The sequence below is a fragment of the Enterococcus sp. DIV1304_2 genome (assembly GCF_050555445.1).
In the GTDB taxonomy this organism is placed as follows: domain Bacteria; phylum Bacillota; class Bacilli; order Lactobacillales; family Enterococcaceae; genus Enterococcus_B; species Enterococcus_B pernyi.
Genome location: NZ_CP187851.1, coordinates 611,205 through 630,057 on the forward strand (window position 1 = coordinate 611,205; position 18,853 = coordinate 630,057).

The following is an 18,853-nucleotide window of genomic DNA, read 5'->3' on the forward strand; positions in this document are numbered from 1 at the left end:
TTTTAACTTTTATTTTAAATAACTATTTATTGGTTTTTGATTGTTAGGTGTATAATTTTTTATTAATCCAAAAATAGCTTCGATTATTTTAAATGAAGCGAAGAAAGGAGTAGCTTATGAATGGGACAAAATCGGCTTGTGTATGTCAATGTCCTTATCTATTCTGTGTATTATTGGTTCGCTGATTGATGGACGTGGACTAATTGGATTGTTGTTAGTTTTTTAACAATTATTCCAGGATTTTTTGAAATCTATTTTACAACTAAAATCACTATGGCTAGGTATCTGAAATCTTTTTGTTTATCGTAAATTATTTATTCGCCACGCATCTTCATATCAGGTAGTTAATCCAGTTTTTAACAAGGGTTCTATAGGGTGTAAGAGCGCAACGAATAAAAATCAGCTGAATCAATGAATGGTACTATCTAAAAGGTGTGAAAAGAAAGGAAGATTAGATGAACGGTTATAAAATCAGGTTAATTGTTTCTATGATTTTATCGATTTTATGTTTATTGGGAGCAATCATAGATTACGGAGGATATATCGGCTTCATCTTGGTGTTTGTGATCATTATCCCAGGACTTGCGGGAATCCATTTTACCACAAAAATCACTATGAGAAGGTACTTGAAATGGTCTCTGTTAGTCGTGAATTATTTATTTGCGACTACGCTCACCATATGGGATTTGGTCTATGTTTTCTTACAATTTTTTTATAAATAAAAAGGAACAGGCGTATCAAGAAAGATATTGAAAGAAGGAGAAAAAAATGATTCAAAATAAAAAATATTGGATTTTGTCGTTTGTATTATTGATACTTTCATGTCTACTTGCTAGACATTATTTTTTATCCTATAGACTATATCCACTTGTATATCAAAGGATTATTGTCTACGGTTGTTGGATACTAAGCGGATTTAGTTTATTTTTTTGTCGGGCGATCAGTAATAAATTTCTGAAGCGTATTGTCATTAGCATCAACATTTTCTGTATTTATGGTTGGTGGTTTATATATGATTTTTGAAACTACAGATATTCATAAAATTAAAAGGAGAATAAGATGACGAATAATCAATTCAGATTATTAATTGCGATGTTTTTTTCGATTTGTTGTTTTGTTGGAGGAATCGTTTATGGAGATAGTCCTCAGAGTGTCTTATTATTTTTCATTATGACATTTCCTGGATTAGCTGGGTTTTATTATTCGATGAAAGCCAATCTTGGACGATACAAATGGATGATTGTTTCTCTGAATTATTTTTTTGCTACATTTATTATTATTGGACAATTCATTCAATTAATTGTTTTAACTTTGAACAAAAAATAGAGTTAAATATTACTTGAAAGGGAGATTGAAATGAAAAGTACATACAAAAGATATTGTTCATTGATTATTTTACTCTTATCGATCAGTGTGATTACGTTCAGTATGGTTCAAGGAGGTCGCTATCGTATTGAATGGTGAGTAATATTGACATCGATTTGTTGGCTACTTAGCAGTATAAGTTTATTTTTTTCAACGTTCATTGAAAGTAAAGTCTTAAAAAACTTAGTCGTTTTTTTTAACTTTAGTTGTATCTACGGTTGGTTGTTTTCTTTTGGCTAAGTGTCTATTACTGATGAAATGAACAGTAACTTTACATAGAAAAAAGCACCATAACGCCACAATGAATAAAAGATGAATAGGAGATCACCATGAAATTCCATAAAATAGGATTGGGTCTGTCGATGCTGTTGTCTATCTTATTTATGATAGGGAGCTTTCTATATCGAGAAGAGCCACTTTCAAGTTTTGCATTTATCCTGTACATGGTAATTCCCGGACTTATGGGGATTTATTTTACGAACTGTCTTACGATGATTAACTATCAGAAAGGATTTCTCTTAGTCGTAAATTATGGATTTGCGACCGCTATGAGTTTGATGCGTGTGATTGAGTTTATTTCTAGTAAGCTATGATCGTTAATCGTTGAAAAAAGAAGTGAGATGAATGATTTCGACTGAACCTAAAAGATTTAAGTTTTTTTGCCTACTATTTATGTGCTTGTCAGTTTTTTTGCGAGTTTTTATTTTTTACCTTATTCACCATATACTTGCGAGATTAAATTGATGATTTCCACTATTTGCTGGTTCTTGAGTGGGATTAGTTTATTTTTTTCAACAGGAATAAAATTCGGTTGGGTAAAAGTATTGATCATTTTGGTTAACTGGTTCTGTATCTTTGGCTGGTGGTTTTCTACTAGATAAGTATTTTTTAAAAGGAGTGAGTGGAATGTTTGTAAAAAAAAGTATGCCGAATAAATATATTTCGTTCTATCTATTGGCGCTTTGTTTTCTATTAGGAAGTTTAGTTTTTGTTTTCAAATTTTATTGGTTATTTGCAACAGTCCAATATTCTTGGTGGATCATCAGTGGAATCAGTTTGTTTTACTCAACTAGAATCCCCTCAGCATTCTTAAAAAGAGTGCTCATTGGCATTCATCTTGTTTTGATGTACGGTATTGTACTAGGAACTTTATTAGGTTTTGTCAGCTTTGGTAAGGTGGAGTATTTATTGTTCCCTGTGGCGTACGTATTGATTGTGGGCGCGCTTCATGAGTTAGAGAAAAAGAAAGCATTCTTTATCATGGGATTGATCATCCCGATGTCTATTTCTACACTCGCATTTATTTATGCTCATTATTTGATTATTTTTCAAAGTCATTCATTCGAAAGTTATTATTTGATTCCTTTACTGATGTTGATGGTGATCACTGGCTTGATTGGATTATACGCCGCAACAAAGCTTGAAACTAGCCGGCGAAAATTTTACTTATTGTTTATCAACTATTTGTTTTCTACATATTTCAATGTTGTGCTGTTACTTTTGTTTTTGGTGAATGTAGTAAGAAACTAAATCATGAATAAAACGCCTCTTATAGCAAAGTTTTGGTATCTGAAAAGTACAGAATGGGCCAACTAAAAAACGTCGCTTTTTTAAATTGAATATTTAGGGGTGAAATTTTCAGAAAGATGACGTATAATGTAAAATACTGAAAAGTTGCGACCTTCAACTCGTAGATGTTTCAGAATCTAATTGAAATGATGGTGATACCATGACAGACAACAGCAAAACACGCGTTGTCGTTGGGATGAGTGGCGGTGTTGACTCATCTGTAACAGCACTTTTGTTAAAGGAACAAGGCTATGACGTAATCGGGATCTTTATGAAAAACTGGGATGATACCGATGAAAATGGCGTCTGTACGGCGACAGAAGATTATAAGGATGTAGCGAAAGTCGCTGCCCAAATCGGGATTCCTTATTACTCGGTCAATTTTGAAAAGGAATATTGGGACCGTGTGTTTGAATATTTCTTAGCAGAATATCGTGCGGGACGTACCCCAAACCCAGATGTAATGTGTAATAAGGAAATCAAATTTAAAGCATTCTTAGACTATGCACTGGACTTAGGAGCGGAATATGTTGCTACTGGCCATTATGCGCAAGTCACACGTGATGAAAATGGCGTGTCACATATGTTGCGTGGGGTCGATAATAACAAAGACCAAACGTATTTCCTTAGCCAATTGTCACAAGAACAGTTAGCAAAAACGATGTTTCCGTTAGGCGGTATGGAAAAATCAGAAGTACGTGCGATCGCAGAACGTGCCGGGCTAGCAACGGCGAAGAAAAAAGATTCAACAGGTATCTGTTTTATCGGCGAAAAGAATTTCAAACAATTTTTAAGTAACTATTTACCAGCTAAAAAAGGCAATATGGTGACCCTTGACGGTGAAGTCAAAGGTGAACATGCTGGTTTGATGTACTACACGATCGGACAACGCCAAGGCTTAGGCATCGGCGGCGGTGGCGATTCACAAGAACCTTGGTTCGTGGTTGGAAAAGATCTTGCGACGAACACGTTATATGTTGGACAAGGGTTCCATCATCCTGCATTGTATGCAACAAGTTTAGATGCAAGCGAAATCCATTTTACAACGAATGAACCAATGCCAAAAGAATTCAAATGTACAGCGAAATTCCGTTACCGTCAACAAGATGTGCCGGTAACCGTGCGCTTATTAGAAAATAATCGGGCAGAAGTCATCTTCGACGAACCCGTACGCGCAATCACACCAGGACAAGCCGTTGTTTTTTATGACGGAATGGAATGTCTAGGGGGCGGATTGATCGATCATGCGTATCAAGAAGCGAAAGTTTTGCAATACGTCTAAGATAATCTAAAAAAGCCACAGGATTTTTTTACGAATCCTGTGGCTTTTTTGCTATTTATTGACGAAAGCATGACCATTGCTTGTTTCTTCCTGTTTATGAATCTCCTTCGTATTATGGCGAACAAGCACAAAGTTTGCAAGTACAAGTAAGGAAGTGGATAAAAAGACACCACGATAACCGAAGATACTTGAAACGCTTGAACCAATCAATGGGCCAACGACATTCCCGGTTGCTTGGAAGGATTGATTGTAACTAAAGATTCTTCCGGCAGCTTGTGCGGGAGAGTATTTAGTAATCAATGCTTGCACCGCTGGAAGGAGGCAAGCGTCGGAAATCCCGATCAAAAATCGTAGTCCTGCAAGTTGCCATACATTCGTTACGAAAGCCATGGGGATATAGACGATCAAGGCAAAGCCTAATCCGATGGCTAAGATTCGTTCACTTCCAATCTTATCGCCTAAGCGACCGAAACGAGGAGCGGCTATCAGGGTGGCTATGCCGGGAATAGAAGCAATGATCCCGCTGATTAACGTGACGTTGCCGTGTCCATGTAACAATTGACGGATATATAAACTAATGATTGGACTGATCGAATTGTTTGATGCTTGGATGATCATTGTCGTAATGAACATACCGATGACGACATGTGGGTATTTCAGGTCACGGAAAATTTGTTTAGCAGAAACCAACTCGCTTTTTTCTACGGGAACAAATTGTTCATGGACAAAAAATAAACTAAGTAAGAAAACGAAGAACAAAATTGTCCCAGTAATAAAGAAGGTAGGGCGATACCCAAAAGCAGAAGCAGAAAGTCCACCGAGTAAAGGACCGAGCAATGTTCCGGTCACAGAGCCAGTCGCCAAAGTGCCAAGTACTTGGCCGCTTTTTTCTCTCGGGGTGCCAGTGGCGACTAAAGCTGTAGCGTTACTGATATAGCCGGAAAAAATCCCTTGCAACAGACGTAATGCGACTAATTGATACACGCTGGTTACTAGTCCCATCAAGGAAATCACTACCGCCATCCCTAGAGAAGCGCGTAACAACATCAACTTTCGGCCTTTTTGATCGGCAAGACGGCCCCACCATGGAGAAATCAAGGTAGTAACAAGGAATGTAGAGGAGAAGGTCAAGCCACTCCAGAAATTCAATTGTGCTGTACTGTAATTTCCTAACGTATCTATGTAAAGTGACATAAAAGGCATCACTAGACTAAACCCAATCCCTGCCATAAATGTACCAAACCACAAAACCACTAGATTTTTCTCCCAAGGTTCTCTTTTTCTGAATACAGCATCCTTTACTTTTGAAACCACAATAAAGCCTTCTTTCTGAAAATTTTCATCTACAATTATTTATTATAAACTACAATGTGTAGTTTATCAACAACAAGTCTTTTTTCTCTTCGTCTTTCATGGTAAACTGAAAGGGATTGAGTTTATTCCATAAGAGGGGAAATCAAATGAAAAAACGAACGCTGTCACAAGAGAAAATCATCGACTGCTTTCGAGAATTGGCAGAAGAGATGGCTGTACAGCAAATCACTTTCCAACATTTAGCTAAGGCATTGAATATCAAATCACCGTCGCTTTATAACCACTTTAAGAATATTCGAGAAGTGAAAACGGCATTGACTGCGAAACTTTTGACGGAGTTGAATGATCAATTACGTCGAGTGTTAGTTGGGAAAAGTAAAGGAGAAGCGATCCAAGCGTACGCGCAAACCTATCAGTCATTTGCGTTTCAAAATCAGGCAGTCTATGAACTGCTGATCAGTGTACCGCATACAAATGAAGAAATTCTATTAGAGGGAATACACGAAACGAACCAAATCATTTTACAAATATTTGACGCTTTTTCTTTGTCGAAAGAAGAAAAGGTCCATCGAAGTCGAGAACTGCGAAGTATGATCCATGGGTACCTTTCGTTACGTTTTTTAGGGTACTTTACCAATGAACCGAATGTTTCTCCAGAAGAAAGTTATGTCTGGATGATCGACGACTTTATTGCAACTTTACCAATAAAATAAAAGGCATCATTTAAATTAATTTTCTGAACATTCATAAAAAGCCCCTTTTAAGCAAAATTTCTTGCAACTTTCTTGGAAAGTGACTAATATGTTTTTAAGATGACCTGAGAAAAGGAGCGCATGTATGTATCAAGTAATTACAATGTTCGGTGATAATGAGCCTTGGTGGTTCTTTGAAGATTGGCAAGAAGATATTCAAATGGAGGAAACTTTCACCTCTTTTGAAGAAGCACAACAAAACTATGAAGAAAAATGGCTGGCCATTAAAGACAACTATGAGTATATCCATGCCAAAAATAATTTTCTTAGCGCTTTTTGGAATGATGGCGATGAGCGCTGGTGTGAAGAATGCGATGATGATTTGCAGCAATACAAAGGACTTGCTTTGCTGAAAGATTATCAACCGATTACTTTGGAAAGCAGAAAGGATTTTTATGAAACAACTAATTCTAGCGGAAAAGCCAAGCGTTGCGAAAGACCTAAGCAAGGTGCTTGGTGCTAATCAAAAACACAAAAACTATTACGAAGGACCCAAGGTGATCGTGACTTGGGCCCTTGGTCATTTATTAGGTCTAAAGATGCCAGAAGACCTAAATAAGGAATGGCAAAGCTGGCAGATGGAAACCTTGCCGATGATCCCTAAAAAACTAGGGATCAAACCCTTACCAAAAACTGGTCATCAATTGAAAGCCATCAAGCAATTGGCTAGTCGTAAAGATGTCTCAGAAGCAGTGATCGCCACAGATGCCGGACGTGAAGGAGAACTCGTTGCACGTTGGATCTTGGAATACGTTCACTTCAATAAGCCGGTGAAACGTTTGTGGATCTCCTCTCAAACGGACAAAGCAATCAAGACAGGTTTCAGCCAATTGAAACCAGCTAAAAGCTATGATGCGCTGTATGAGTCTGCTTTGGCTAGGGCAAAAGCAGATTGGTTGGTCGGATTGAATGTGACACGTGCACTGACAGTAAAATATCAAGACAATTTATCAGCGGGTCGGGTACAAACCCCAACCTTAGCTTTAGTGCGTAATCAGGAAAAGAAAATCGAATCGTTCCGACCACAAACGTATTTTACGATTTCATTGACAGTCGGCAATGAACAAGCAAAAATGGTCCAAAAAAACCAGTTTGCTTTGAAATCCCATGAAGAAGCCCAAGCGTTTGTTAAAACCCTTAGTCAGAGTAAGGGAACAGTAGTCAACATTGAAGAAAAAACAAAGACAGAAAAAGCTCCTCTGCCTTATGATCTCACGGAGATCCAACGAGAAGCCAACCAACGTTATGGCTATTCTGCAAAGAAAACGTTAGGACTTGTTCAAAGTTTATACGAAACGCACAAGATCGTCACCTATCCACGAACAGATAGTAAATATTTGACGAATGATATGAAAAATACCATGAAAGAAAGACTTCAAGCCATCAGCGATTTTGCACCAGAAGTGAAAACTTATTTGAAGAATGGGGCAGTGGTTCGTCAAACGAGTGTCTTCCAAGATAGTAAAGTAACAGATCACCATGCTTTGTTACCGACGGAAAATCGTCCACGCTATGAAAAATTAAGTAACGAAGAACAAAAAATCTACCAAATGATCGTGACACGATTCTTAGGCTTATTTGCAGAACCACATAAAATCAGTCAAACGAAAATCACTGTCGTATTTGGGAACGAACAATTTGTTTTCCGCCAAAACCGGGTGTTGGAAGCTGGTTGGAAAACCTCTGCTGAAAGTCATGTGGATTCGTTTGACTGGAAAAAAGACATGCGTATCCAACCTGATTTTACGATCAAAAAAGAATTGTCAGCACCGCCGAAACCTTTGACGGAAGCAAGTCTGTTAGGCTTAATGGAAAAACACAGTTTAGGCACGCCCGCGACTCGTGCGGAGATCATTGAAAAGTTGATCAAATCCGAATTGATGGAACGCACACCGCAAGGCTTACAAGTCTCACCGAAGGGCAAGCAGTTGTTAGAACTGGTCAATCCATCACTTGTGACACCAGATTTGACTGAAAGTTGGGAAAGAGATCTAGAAGCGATCGCGCTTGGAAAAAAACAAGCCAACGTCTTTTTACAATCCATCGAAAAAGAAACGAAGCGACTTGTCCAAGAAATCAAAACAAGTAAGCAAGAATACCAAGATTTTTCGATTACCCAAAAGAAATGTCCGGATTGTGGCTCGAATCTTCGTGAGAAGAACACAAAAGATGGCAAAATCTATGTGTGTACGAATCAAGATTGTAGCTATCGTCGTCGGAAAGATCCGAAAGTCTCTAACCATCGTTGTCCACAATGTCACCGCAAAATGGAGATCATTGAAGGCAAAAATGGCGCTTACTTCCGTTGTAAATTTGACGGGACGACAGAGAAGATGCTAGGGAAAAAAGAGCAGAAGAAAAAAATGACAAAACATGAAGAACGTCGCTTGATGAAGAAATATTCTCAAGCAGAAGAACCGGAAGAAAGCCCATTAGCAGCAGCCTTAAAAGCTGCGATGAAGAATAATTAAGTTACAAGACTTCATACCTTGGCAGATGATCCACATGAGCGAGTAGTCGCTCAAAATCTGCAAAGGGAAAAATGATGGTACTGGTGTTGCTGTTTGGATGAAAGCCCACGGTATCTTTGCGATCGATCGAGGAATCAATGACGACTTGGATCTCGTTTTCTAAATCGTTGACTAAGGCAAATGGATTGACGGTACCTGGCGGAACATGTAACAACTGTTTGACTTGGTCTTCTGACACAAACGATAAACGTTTTTCATTCAACTGTTCTGCCAATAACTTCAAGTCGGCTTGTTTTTCATCAGGTAAGACGACAAAATAAATTTGTTTGCCTTTCTTTGATTTGACCAAAAGATTTTTGACTTGTGGACCTGGCAAAGTAAAAGTTAGATTTTTGACAGAAGTAATGGCTGGATGGCTTACTTCTTGGTAATTGATCGCCAAAAGATCAAGTAATTCATAGGCCTCTTGTTTCGTGGCATGACACATAAAAAACAACCCTCCATTCATTTTTTTATTTATTTTAGCACAAAAAAGATTGACAAATAAAAATGAATCAGGTAAATTACTCATTAAGTTAAATAAAAGACATCGAAAAGAAGAGTAGCAATTAAGTGTTTGAAGAGAGTCTCTGGTTGGTGAGAAGAGGCAATAACTGATTGTGAAACACATCTTGGAGTCGATTTTCTGAACAGCCAGTAAGAAAATCCGGGAAGCCCGTTATAGCTGCGGTCGTTGTTAGACGACCAGATAAGGTTAGTTTTGCGAGAAACTAATAAAAAAAGGTGGAACCACGTATTTTGCGTCCTTTGATCTTCGGATCAAAGGACTTTTTTTGTTTTTCATGTGGTTGGAAGGGACAGCTAACAATGTACCCCTTTAAAGAAAAGAGGAGGAAAAGAAAATGAATGATTTATTAGAAGTGATGCCACAGTTGTTAGTAGGGGCGCTGACAACCTTGAAATTATTTGCCTTTACCTTGATTGGTTCTTTGCCATTAGGAATTATTTTAGCCTTAGGGTTGTCGTTACATTTTAAACCGATCCGTTATTTCCTACAAACGTATGTCTGGATCATGCGAGGAACACCGCTATTATTACAATTGATCTTCGTGTTTTACGGCTTGCCAACGATCGGGATCGTGTTTGATCGTTTCGAAGCTGCTTTAATCGCATTCGTTTTAAATTATGCTGCCTATTTTGCTGAGATTTTCCGTGGTGGTATCCAGTCGATCCCTAAAGGGCAGTATGAAGCAGCTCAAGTCTTACAGTTGAGTCCTTTCCAAACAGTGACAAGAATCATTATTCCGCAAGTAACAAAAATCGTGTTACCTTCTGTCGGCAATGAAGTCATCAATCTAGTGAAAGATTCTTCGTTGATCTACATCTTAGGTTTAGGTGATGTGATGCGAGCGGGTAAGATCGCGATGGAGAGAGATGCAAGTTTACTTCCATTGCTTGGCGTGGCACTGATCTATCTCGCACTAACAGGAGTGCTGACGATCGTGTTGAAGCAAATTGAAGAAAAATTAAATTATTACCGCTAAGAAACGAGGAGGGAACAGCGATGATTGAATTAAAAAAGATTAGTAAATCATTTGGTGACAAACAAGTGATCAAAGATTTTGATTTAGTAATACCGGAAGGACAAACATTAGCGATCGGCGGACCGTCAGGAGGCGGTAAAACAACGATGTTACGGATTTTAGCCGGTTTAGAAAAAGCTGACAGTGGTGAGTTTTACCTGGATGGCACGAAATTTGACCCTTTTGAATTGAAAACAGAAGAACAAGTGGTAGGCGTCGTGTTTCAAGATTTCCAGCTTTTCCCACACTTGAGTATTTTTGACAATATTACTTTGGCACCTAAAATGGTGTTGAAACAAAGTAAAGAAGAATACACGAAAAAGGCGGAGGAATTAGCGGACTCATTAGGGATTCGTGATTTATTAGGAAATTATCCTTATCAATTATCTGGAGGACAAAAACAACGTGTGGCCATTGCTCGTGCGTTAGCGATGAACCCACGAGTGTTAGCTTATGATGAACCGACGAGTGCATTAGATCCAGAGTTACGCCAACAAGTAGAGAAGTTGATTCTTTCATTAAAAGAAGAAGGCGTGACACAAATCATCGTGACCCACGATTTAGTCTTTGCTGAAAACGTTGGGGATCAATTGATCAAAGTTATGCCAAGTAAGTAGGAAAGCGGTGGGGAGAAAATGAAAAAATTCAGCTTTTTGATTTTAGCTTTGATTGGTTTTTTCTTTTTAACTGGCTGCACGAATGAGCGGACAGCGACAGAAAGCTGGTCAAGAATCAATGAAGAAAAAAAGATTATCGTAGGACTAGACGACAGCTTTGTACCAATGGGTTTTCGTGATAAAGATGGTAAACTGACAGGATTTGATATTGAGTTAGCGAAAGCTGTCTTTGATGAATATGGCATTACTGTTGAGTTCCAACCAATTGACTGGTCAATGAAGGAGTTCGAATTAAACAACGGAACAATTGATTTGATCTGGAACGGGTATTCAAAAACGCCAGAACGTGAAGAAAAAGTCTTGTTTACAAAACCATATATGAAAAATGATCAAGTGTTGATCACACCAAAAATTTCTGGTATTACAAGCTTTGAACAAATGCAAGACAAAATCTTAGGGGCACAAAACGGTTCTTCTGGTTATGATATGTTTGTCAGACATCCAGAAATACTCAAAGACTATGTGAAAAATCAAGAGGCAGTTTTGTACGCAAGCTTCAATGAAGCATTGATCGATTTGAAAAGTGGCCGTACAGATGGTGTGTTGATCGACAAAGTCTATGCCGAGTATTTTTTGAACATACGAGACGAATTAGACAATTTCAATGTGATCAAAGGGGACTTTGATGGAGAAGATTTTGCTGTCGGTGCGCGAAAAAATGACGAAATACTTGTGGAAAAAGTCAATGATGGCATAGCCGAATTGGTTGAAAACGGAAAATTTAAAAAGATCTCAGAGAAGTGGTTTGGTGAAGATGTCACACCAGAATAGGTAACAGGATGACATGAAGGATCGAATCATAGGGGAAGTCAAAATAGTGGAACAGCATCTGCTGCTCCGCTTTTTTTGTTTGTTTTGGACTTATTTTTTAAATGACTAGACTTTTATTTAGAAATGTCAAAAATCTACTTGGTAATGAAAAGGGTTTCGTGTTATTCTAAAGAGGTAAAGATTGAACTAGGAAAGGAAGATGTTCATGGAACACCAAAAATTAACGGCATTTCCTGATGATTTTCTTTGGGGATCTGCTTCAGCTGCCTATCAAGTAGAAGGCGCATGGCAAGAGGGCGGAAAAGGTGAGTCTGTTTGGGATCGCTTTGTTCGTATTCCAGGTAAGACATTTAAAGGAACAAATGGCGACTTAGCTGTTGATCATTACCATCGTTATAAAGAAGATATTGCCTTAATGAAAGAACAAGGTTTGAAAACGTATCGCTTCTCTGTAGCTTGGACACGTATTTTTCCAAATGGCCGCGGCGAGATCAATCAAGAAGGCTTAGCTTTCTATATGGATTTGATTGATGAATTGATCAAACACGACATTGAACCAATGCTGACATTGTATCATTGGGATCTGCCACAAGCATTGCAAGATGAATACCAAGGATGGGAATCTCGTCAGATCATCGAAGATTTTACGAACTATGCAAAAACATTATTCGAAGCATTTCGTGGCAAAGTCCACTATTGGGTTAGTTTGAACGAACAAAATATTTTTACTTCACTCGGTTATTTATTAGCGGTACATCCTCCAGGAGTGACTGATCCAAAACGAATGTACCAAGTGAACCACATTGCCAACTTAGCTAATGCAGCAGTGATCAATGCGTTCCATGAAATGGATATGCCTGGGAAAATCGGACCAAGTTTTGCGTATACGCCAAACTATCCGATCGACAGTGATCCAAAGAACATTTTGGCTGCTGAAAATGCGGAAGATTTGATGGCACATTATTGGATGGATGTTTATATGTGGGGCAAATATCCAATCGCTGCGATGAAATTCTTGGAAGAACAAGGGTGGGCGCCAACGATTGAAGAAGGCGATGAGGAGCTATTAGCATCTGCGAAACCTGACTTTTTAGGCATCAACTACTACCAAACAGCAACGAATGCCTTTAATCCATTAGATGGTGTCGGTGCTGGTAAGATGAATACTACAGGTAAAAAAGGCTCATCAGAAGAAACAGGCGTGCCTGGCATGTACAAAAAAGTAGAAAATCCATTTGTCGAACGTACAAATTGGGATTGGGAAATCGATCCAGAAGGTTTACGTATTGCTTTGCGACGAATCACGAGTCGCTACCGTATCCCTGTGTTGATCACGGAAAACGGTTTAGGTGAATATGACAAATTGACAGAAGATAAAAAAATCCATGATGACTACCGTATCAACTACTTGGAAAGTCATGTCAAAGCCATCAAAGAAGCTATTTCAGATGGTGCAGAAGTCTTGGGCTATTGCACATGGTCTTACACAGACTTGCTGAGCTGGTTAAATGGCTACCAAAAACGCTATGGCTTCGTTTATGTAGATCAGGATGAAACACAAGAAGGATCACTTGATCGCTACAAAAAAGATAGCTATTACTGGTACCAACAAGTAATTCGTGAGAATGGCGCGAATATTGGGAACCAATAAATATTGCACGAAGAATACGTACTAAAGTGGATGGCACAATTTTAAAAAAAGGAACAAAAGAGGAGGTTCTGCTCATCTTTTGTTCCTTTTTGTTTGTCTTTTAGCTTTTACATCACCTAGAATTTCTGTTGATCACTAGTCTAACATAAATTGTTGAAGCACCGTTACACCAAAATCAGGTGCAGTCAATAATGTTGCGCCGATTGCGGCATCCGTCAATTTCCCACTATATGAATTTAGTGTAAGTAGTTTTCCGCTTCGAACGTTTCTGAACTTGTACAAAGGAATGGTTCCATAGGCATTTCCTGCGCTTACTACTCGCCATTGTGCTCGTTTATCTGAAGCATTTAAAACCCCAGTGCGTACAATAGAGAAGCCATCCCATTTACTATCTGATTCATACATTGAAAAATTATTTGCTCGATTATGGATGACAAAGGAATTGTTAGCCTCATAGAATACAAATCTCCATTGTTGGTTCGTATTCCGATGTTCATTAAAATAGATGACATCATCACTACTTGCTGAATCATCTAGCGCTCTACTATTATTAAGAGAATTAATGATGTGATAAGAATTACCTACTCTATTAGCCAATTCTTTTTGCTGTTGGTAGTCTCTGTCATCATTCACAGCAGTGAGTCCTTTCGAATTTATAGCAATTGTATCAATGAGTTGTTTCTTTTCCCAAACATTGCCAATCACTCGATAGATTTTCATCTCATTTTTTGAATGATCGACTTCTGCAGTTAAGTAAGTTTTTTGAGAAGCACTGCCAGAAGAATAAACTGGGACTTTGCCAAAATACTGTGGGTAAGAAACCTTACCGATTGTTTTGTGATAATGCCCTGCAAAAACGGCTCGCAACGTTCCATTATCATAATATTTTTCTACCATTGCCTTGAATCTTCCTTGGGGATCACTTCCCAATTTCCAATCATTTGGTTTATGTATATAAAGAATAGCCGGTTGGTTTGCACTTCTTGCTTCTTCTAACTGTCTCTCGATATAGTCCATTCCAGGTGTTAACCAATAAGTAGGGCCAGTCCCATCAGAGCAAGAAAGATGCATCGTGGGATAATTGTTGGCTGTGATCATTCTAAAATCCCCGATTTTTTGTGAATAGTTTAGGCTACCAACATGCTTAGATTCGAAAAAGTAATCTTCTTTCCAAGTATCTTTTGAAATCCAATTATGAGGTCTATAGGTATGCATCCTGTTAAAGGTTATCCGCCAAGCTTGGTTGAGGAAAGTATCCTCGAAATTATTTTCAATATCATGGTTTCCTAGGCCATAAGAATAAGGCATTTTTAGTCTACTGAATAATTGATCCATGCGACTCCACTGAGAGCCTTGACCGTAGGCAGTGACATCCCCATTGACATAGGTATGTATTACTTTATTGCCGATGCTTGTTGAATAATCATTGATACTGTCATACTGATTTAAAATTAACGCAGCGGACTCCGCTCTGAGATCGCTATCTGATTGATAAATACCATCGTCTGTTTTTGCTGTCCATGGAAATTGAGGATCAGAGGTAACTACAAACGCATAGTCGATGTCTGCGAATGCCGTAGTGCCAACCATAATTGTACCTACTAGAATACTCGCACTCAAAGTAATGCTTTTGATCATTTTATTTATTAATATTTTAGTACGCTTTTCAAATTTCATTTCTACTCCATTCTCTTAAATTAATTTATTTTTTAAAGTTTGTTTCACTTTTATTTTGAAATTCTACACTCGAAGGCTTTTTTGATTCTTGTGAGTGCTATGACAAAACAAAAAGTGGTGTGATTTCCTATATTGTCGTAACCTCCTTTAAAGTTGATTGTTTATAAAAAAGTATATCTTCCTATAATAGGTACTGTTCATAGTGTGTGGTGTTGCAACAAATAATTCTTCTTACAAAGACATAAAAGAATTTCTATCCTCACCTCAACGAAAGAGCGAAGACCATGGAGGCAAAAGGGGTGGCGAGGATCGTAGGAAGAGTTTTGAAGAATCAGATAAAAAGAAAATCAGCAATCGGGCAAACAAAACTTTTGTTCGCTTGCTTTTTTTTGTATAATGGAACTTGATGAAAAGAGGGATATATCATGGCAAAGAAAAAACGTCCTGCTAAGAAGAAGAGAAAAACTAAAAAACAAAAACAGCAGCAGGAGCAAATGATTGCGATCGGTGTTGGCTTTGCTTTTATACTATTTGCCGTCTTTGGCTTTTTGAAATTAGGCTTTTTAGGCATTTTAGTGGCGAATGGCTTTCGCATAGTCGCTGGAAATACGTATCAGATCCTCTGTGTATTATTAGCAGTTTTAGGATTTTGGATCATGGTCAAAAATAGAGAATTCACGATGGGTAAGAGTCGTCGTTGGCTGGGAGTCGGTCTGTTTTATTTAGGTATCTTACTCTTTTTACATGCCAATCTTTTTGGAAAATTGAACAGCGGAGAACCCAATATCATTGGAACGACTTGGGATCTACTATCGGCAGATATTCGTCAAAGCCAAATCACCACGAATGTCGGTGGCGGTATGTTAGGTGCATTTATTTATAATCTGACATTCTTTTTGATTGCTCAACCGGGAAGTTATTTCGTAGCTGTTTTATTGATTCTTGGCGGAGCAGTATTATTCAGTAATGTTGAGGGGCATCAATTATTGAATGCCTTACAAGTCATGGGAGATAGATTCCAAGAACTGTTAGAAGGCGATCCAGAAAAGCAGGCACGTAAACAAGCTGCGAAAGAAGAGCGGCAAAAGCAACGAGCAGAAGCGAAGGAAGCAAAACGTCTTGCTGCGAAAGAAGCAGCCGAAGCTGAAGCTGCGGAAATGGAACAAAAGCGAGCCACTCGTCAAAAGAATCAGGTCCAAAAGGAAACTTCTCCTATTTATGAAGAAAGTGAACCTGAACAATTAAGTTTTGTGCCGATTGACAGTTTTCAAGGAAATGTCCAACCTCCTGTTATGGAACGTCCTAAACAGGATGAGATGAGCCCAGTACAAGAGTCTTCCGAAGATGAGTTATTTGAAGATGATGGCACTGCATTAGAATTTGAGATCGAAGCAGAAGAAGAAAATCAAGCATACGAGCTACCTTCAATCGATTTATTAGACTCAGCGCAAACCGTGGATCAAAGTGATGAGTACAAGAAAATTGAAAAGAACATTGGCGTGTTAGAACAAACTTTCCAAAGTTTTGGTGTCGATGCGAAAGTCGTCAAAGCAAGTTTAGGCCCATCTGTGACGAAGTTTGAGATCCAACCAGCTGTCGGAGTAAAAGTAAGTAAAATCGTTAGTTTGACTGATGATATTGCCTTAGCTTTAGCCGCAAAAGATGTTCGTATGGAAGCACCGATCCCTGGGAAATCACTGATTGGGATCGAAGTGCCGAATAGCAAGATCAGTATGGTTTCGTTTAGAGAGATCATCGAAGCCCAACCGGATCATCCAGACAAGCTATTGGAAGTACCTCTAGGACGAGATGTTTCGGGTCGTGTCCAAACGGCTGATTTATCGAAAATGCCTCATTTGCTCGTTGCCGGATCGACTGGTAGTGGGAAGTCAGTAGCGATCAACGGCATCATCACAAGTATCTTGATGCGAGCAAAACCTCATGAAGTCAAACTGATGATGATCGACCCGAAAATGGTTGAGTTGAATATGTATAATGGTATCCCGCATTTGTTGACGCCAGTTGTGACCAATCCTAGAAAAGCAGCACAAGCGTTGCAAAAAGTCGTACAGGAAATGGAAGAACGTTATGAGAAGTTTGCTGCAACTGGTGTGAGAAATATCTCTGGGTACAATGAATTTGTCCAACAAAAAAATCTAGAAAATGGAACCAAACATCCGACCTTACCATTTATCGTTGTCATTGTTGATGAATTAGCGGATTTGATGATGGTTGCAAGCAACGAAGTCGAAGATGCGATCATCCGTTTAGCGCAAATGGCTCGTGCCGCAGGTATCCATATGATCTTAGCGACACAACGCCCAAGTGTGGATGTTATCACCGGGATCATCAAAGCCAATGTGCCTTCACGAATGGCGTTTGCTGTTTCCAGCGGAACAGACTCACGAACGATCATTGATTCTAATGGGGCGGAAAAGCTCTTAGGACGAGGGGACATGCTCTTCTTACCAATGGGTGAGAACAAACCGATCCGTGTTCAAGGCGCCTTCATTTCAGACCATGAAGTGGAACGTGTGGTTAACTTTGTCACCGATCAACAAGAAGCCAATTACGAAGAAAAAATGATGCCAACGGATGAAGTTGAATCAGCTGGTTCAGCTGAACAACCTCAAGATGAACTATTTGAAGAGGCAAAAGCATTAGTTATCGAAATGCAAACCGCTAGTATTTCTCTGTTGCAACGTCGTTTTAGAATCGGCTACAATCGGGCAGCTCGTTTAGTCGATGAATTAGAGGCTCACGGCGTCGTAGGCCCTTCAGAAGGCAGTAAGCCTCGAAAAGTTTTTATTGAACAAATGGAAGAGTCAATGGAGCAACCATTATCTGAAAATCAGGATATATAAAATGAAAGCAAGAAATCTTTTCTTATCGAATTGATTTTTTGCTTTTATTTTGCGTTTAGTCCATAAAAATATTTTTTGTGAAAAAAAACAGGTAGTAACAAAACGACTATTATAAAATCATTCATGTTAAAAAAATGATAAGCTTAAAGTCACAATAGTTTTTTTAGATGAAAGGAGATTCACTGAATGAACGATGAGACAACGAAAAAGATTGATCAAGTAACGAATGAAGTTTCCGAAAAAATCACGAATGAACAATTAACAGAAACAAGGGATGAAGCGACTGGAAAACCAGTCAACGAACAACCTAAAGTACGAGCCAAAGAACCAATCGAAGAACCAGTCAAAGAACTGGATGCCGATGTAGATGCAACCGAAGAACCAATCGAAAAACCGATCGAAGAACCGATACAACCAACGAGTCACCCAAAAAAAGCAACGCGTGATGAACCCCAAGTCGGCTTGGCAAATTCTGAGTTTCAAAGGGGCAATCAGGAAGTACCGGAAGAAATCAAAAAATGGAATTGGGGCGCCTTCTCTCTTAACATCATCTGGGGAATTGGGAACAAAACGTATCTTCCATTACTGTGTCTGATTCCACTATTCAATCTTGTTTGGGTGTTTATTTGCGGATTCAAAGGCAATGAATGGGCATGGAGAGATGGAAACTATACGGATATTGAAACATTCAAACAAGTCCAAAAAACTTGGAGTCGAGCTGGCATAGCGATGTTTATTATTCAAATTGCGATCATCCTTTTATATCTTGTTTTCGTCGTATTCATTCTTTCTAGCTTATGGTATATTCGTGATTCTTTTATCCGGGATTCGTATAACTATGATCCTTACATTTATGATGGTTATTACTACTAGAAAG

The 18,853-nt window shown here is 38.6% G+C and carries 16 protein-coding genes and 1 other annotated feature; of the genes, 13 read left to right on the top strand and 3 right to left on the bottom strand.

The genetic code is table 11. The features are described 5' to 3' along the window. The first annotated feature begins 455 nt into the window (after window positions 1-455). The 4 genes from IGJ14_RS02920 (at window position 456) to mnmA (ending at window position 4,216) form a co-directional block, all read left to right on the top strand. Window positions 456-722, top strand: a complete 267-nt coding sequence (locus tag IGJ14_RS02920) for a hypothetical protein (RefSeq protein WP_019724199.1) — start codon at window positions 456-458, stop codon at window positions 720-722. A 337-nt stretch (window positions 723-1,059) separates the two neighbouring features. Next, window positions 1,060-1,326 (top strand): hypothetical protein, encoded by a 267-nt coding sequence (locus IGJ14_RS02925; protein WP_108143881.1) that lies wholly within the window; start codon window positions 1,060-1,062, stop codon window positions 1,324-1,326. 945 nt (window positions 1,327-2,271) lie between these two features. After that, entirely contained in the window at window positions 2,272-2,895 is a 624-nt protein-coding gene (locus IGJ14_RS02930) for a hypothetical protein (RefSeq protein WP_195274206.1), read from the top strand. A 199-nt stretch (window positions 2,896-3,094) separates the two neighbouring features. Then, window positions 3,095-4,216, top strand: a complete 1,122-nt coding sequence (mnmA, locus tag IGJ14_RS02935) for a tRNA 2-thiouridine(34) synthase MnmA (RefSeq protein ID WP_195274204.1) — start codon at window positions 3,095-3,097, stop codon at window positions 4,214-4,216. A gap of 51 nt (window positions 4,217-4,267) precedes the next feature. Here the strand turns inward: mnmA and IGJ14_RS02940 are convergent, their stop codons facing one another. Next, window positions 4,268-5,530: a multidrug efflux MFS transporter gene (locus IGJ14_RS02940; RefSeq protein ID WP_195274202.1), complete on the bottom strand. Its 1,263-nt coding sequence runs from the start codon at window positions 5,528-5,530 to the stop codon at window positions 4,268-4,270. Window positions 5,531-5,676: 146 nt separating this feature from the next. Here IGJ14_RS02940 and IGJ14_RS02945 point away from each other — a divergent pair, with 146 nt between their 5' ends. From IGJ14_RS02945 to IGJ14_RS02955, 3 genes are all read left to right on the top strand, one after another. Beyond that, window positions 5,677-6,243: a TetR/AcrR family transcriptional regulator gene (locus tag IGJ14_RS02945; protein ID WP_010736170.1), complete on the top strand. Its 567-nt coding sequence runs from the start codon at window positions 5,677-5,679 to the stop codon at window positions 6,241-6,243. A gap of 124 nt (window positions 6,244-6,367) precedes the next feature. Further along, the gene (locus tag IGJ14_RS02950; protein ID WP_066025124.1) at window positions 6,368-6,745 is read left to right on the top strand and encodes a DUF1033 family protein; all 378 of its coding nucleotides are present in this window, start codon (window positions 6,368-6,370) and stop codon (window positions 6,743-6,745) included. Next, on the top strand, window positions 6,678-8,753 hold the full coding sequence (locus IGJ14_RS02955) for a DNA topoisomerase III (protein WP_195274200.1): 2,076 nt from the start codon (window positions 6,678-6,680) through the stop codon (window positions 8,751-8,753). The genes IGJ14_RS02950 and IGJ14_RS02955 overlap by 68 nt, the downstream gene beginning before the upstream one ends. A 1-nt stretch (window position 8,754) precedes the next feature. Here IGJ14_RS02955 and IGJ14_RS02960 read toward each other — a convergent pair whose 3' ends face one another. Then, window positions 8,755-9,240, bottom strand: a complete 486-nt coding sequence (locus IGJ14_RS02960) for a YbaK/EbsC family protein (RefSeq protein ID WP_195274198.1) — start codon at window positions 9,238-9,240, stop codon at window positions 8,755-8,757. A gap of 93 nt (window positions 9,241-9,333) precedes the next feature. After that, window positions 9,334-9,564: a binding site (T-box leader), on the top strand. Window positions 9,565-9,655: 91 nt separating this feature from the next. Between IGJ14_RS02960 and IGJ14_RS02965 the strand changes: the two genes are divergently transcribed. The 4 genes from IGJ14_RS02965 to IGJ14_RS02980 all read left to right on the top strand — a co-directional run bounded on the left by IGJ14_RS02965 (window position 9,656) and on the right by IGJ14_RS02980 (window position 13,435). After that, window positions 9,656-10,297 (top strand): amino acid ABC transporter permease, encoded by a 642-nt coding sequence (locus tag IGJ14_RS02965; protein ID WP_010736166.1) that lies wholly within the window; start codon window positions 9,656-9,658, stop codon window positions 10,295-10,297. A 20-nt stretch (window positions 10,298-10,317) separates the two neighbouring features. Further along, on the top strand, window positions 10,318-10,953 hold the full coding sequence (locus IGJ14_RS02970) for an amino acid ABC transporter ATP-binding protein (protein WP_010736165.1): 636 nt from the start codon (window positions 10,318-10,320) through the stop codon (window positions 10,951-10,953). Between the two features lie 18 nt (window positions 10,954-10,971). Further along, a complete protein-coding gene (locus IGJ14_RS02975) occupies window positions 10,972-11,784 on the top strand; it encodes an amino acid ABC transporter substrate-binding protein (protein ID WP_195274196.1) in 813 nt (270 codons plus the stop codon). Window positions 11,785-11,989: 205 nt separating this feature from the next. Beyond that, window positions 11,990-13,435, top strand: coding sequence for a glycoside hydrolase family 1 protein (locus IGJ14_RS02980; protein ID WP_066025120.1), 1,446 nt, complete (start codon window positions 11,990-11,992; stop codon window positions 13,433-13,435). Between the two features lie 135 nt (window positions 13,436-13,570). Here IGJ14_RS02980 and IGJ14_RS02985 read toward each other — a convergent pair whose 3' ends face one another. Then, the gene (locus tag IGJ14_RS02985) at window positions 13,571-15,112 is read right to left on the bottom strand and encodes a metallophosphoesterase (protein ID WP_430608264.1); all 1,542 of its coding nucleotides are present in this window, start codon (window positions 15,110-15,112) and stop codon (window positions 13,571-13,573) included. 425 nt (window positions 15,113-15,537) lie between these two features. Here IGJ14_RS02985 and IGJ14_RS02990 point away from each other — a divergent pair, with 425 nt between their 5' ends. Together IGJ14_RS02990 and IGJ14_RS02995 are read left to right on the top strand one after the other, a co-directional pair. After that, the gene (locus IGJ14_RS02990; RefSeq protein ID WP_195274192.1) at window positions 15,538-17,976 is read left to right on the top strand and encodes a DNA translocase FtsK; all 2,439 of its coding nucleotides are present in this window, start codon (window positions 15,538-15,540) and stop codon (window positions 17,974-17,976) included. Window positions 17,977-18,438: 462 nt separating this feature from the next. After that, window positions 18,439-18,849 carry a ribonuclease G gene (locus IGJ14_RS02995; RefSeq protein WP_195274208.1) on the top strand — a complete coding sequence of 137 codons (411 nt, stop codon included), beginning with the start codon at window positions 18,439-18,441 and terminating at the stop codon, window positions 18,847-18,849. Window positions 18,850-18,853: the final 4 nt, after the last annotated feature.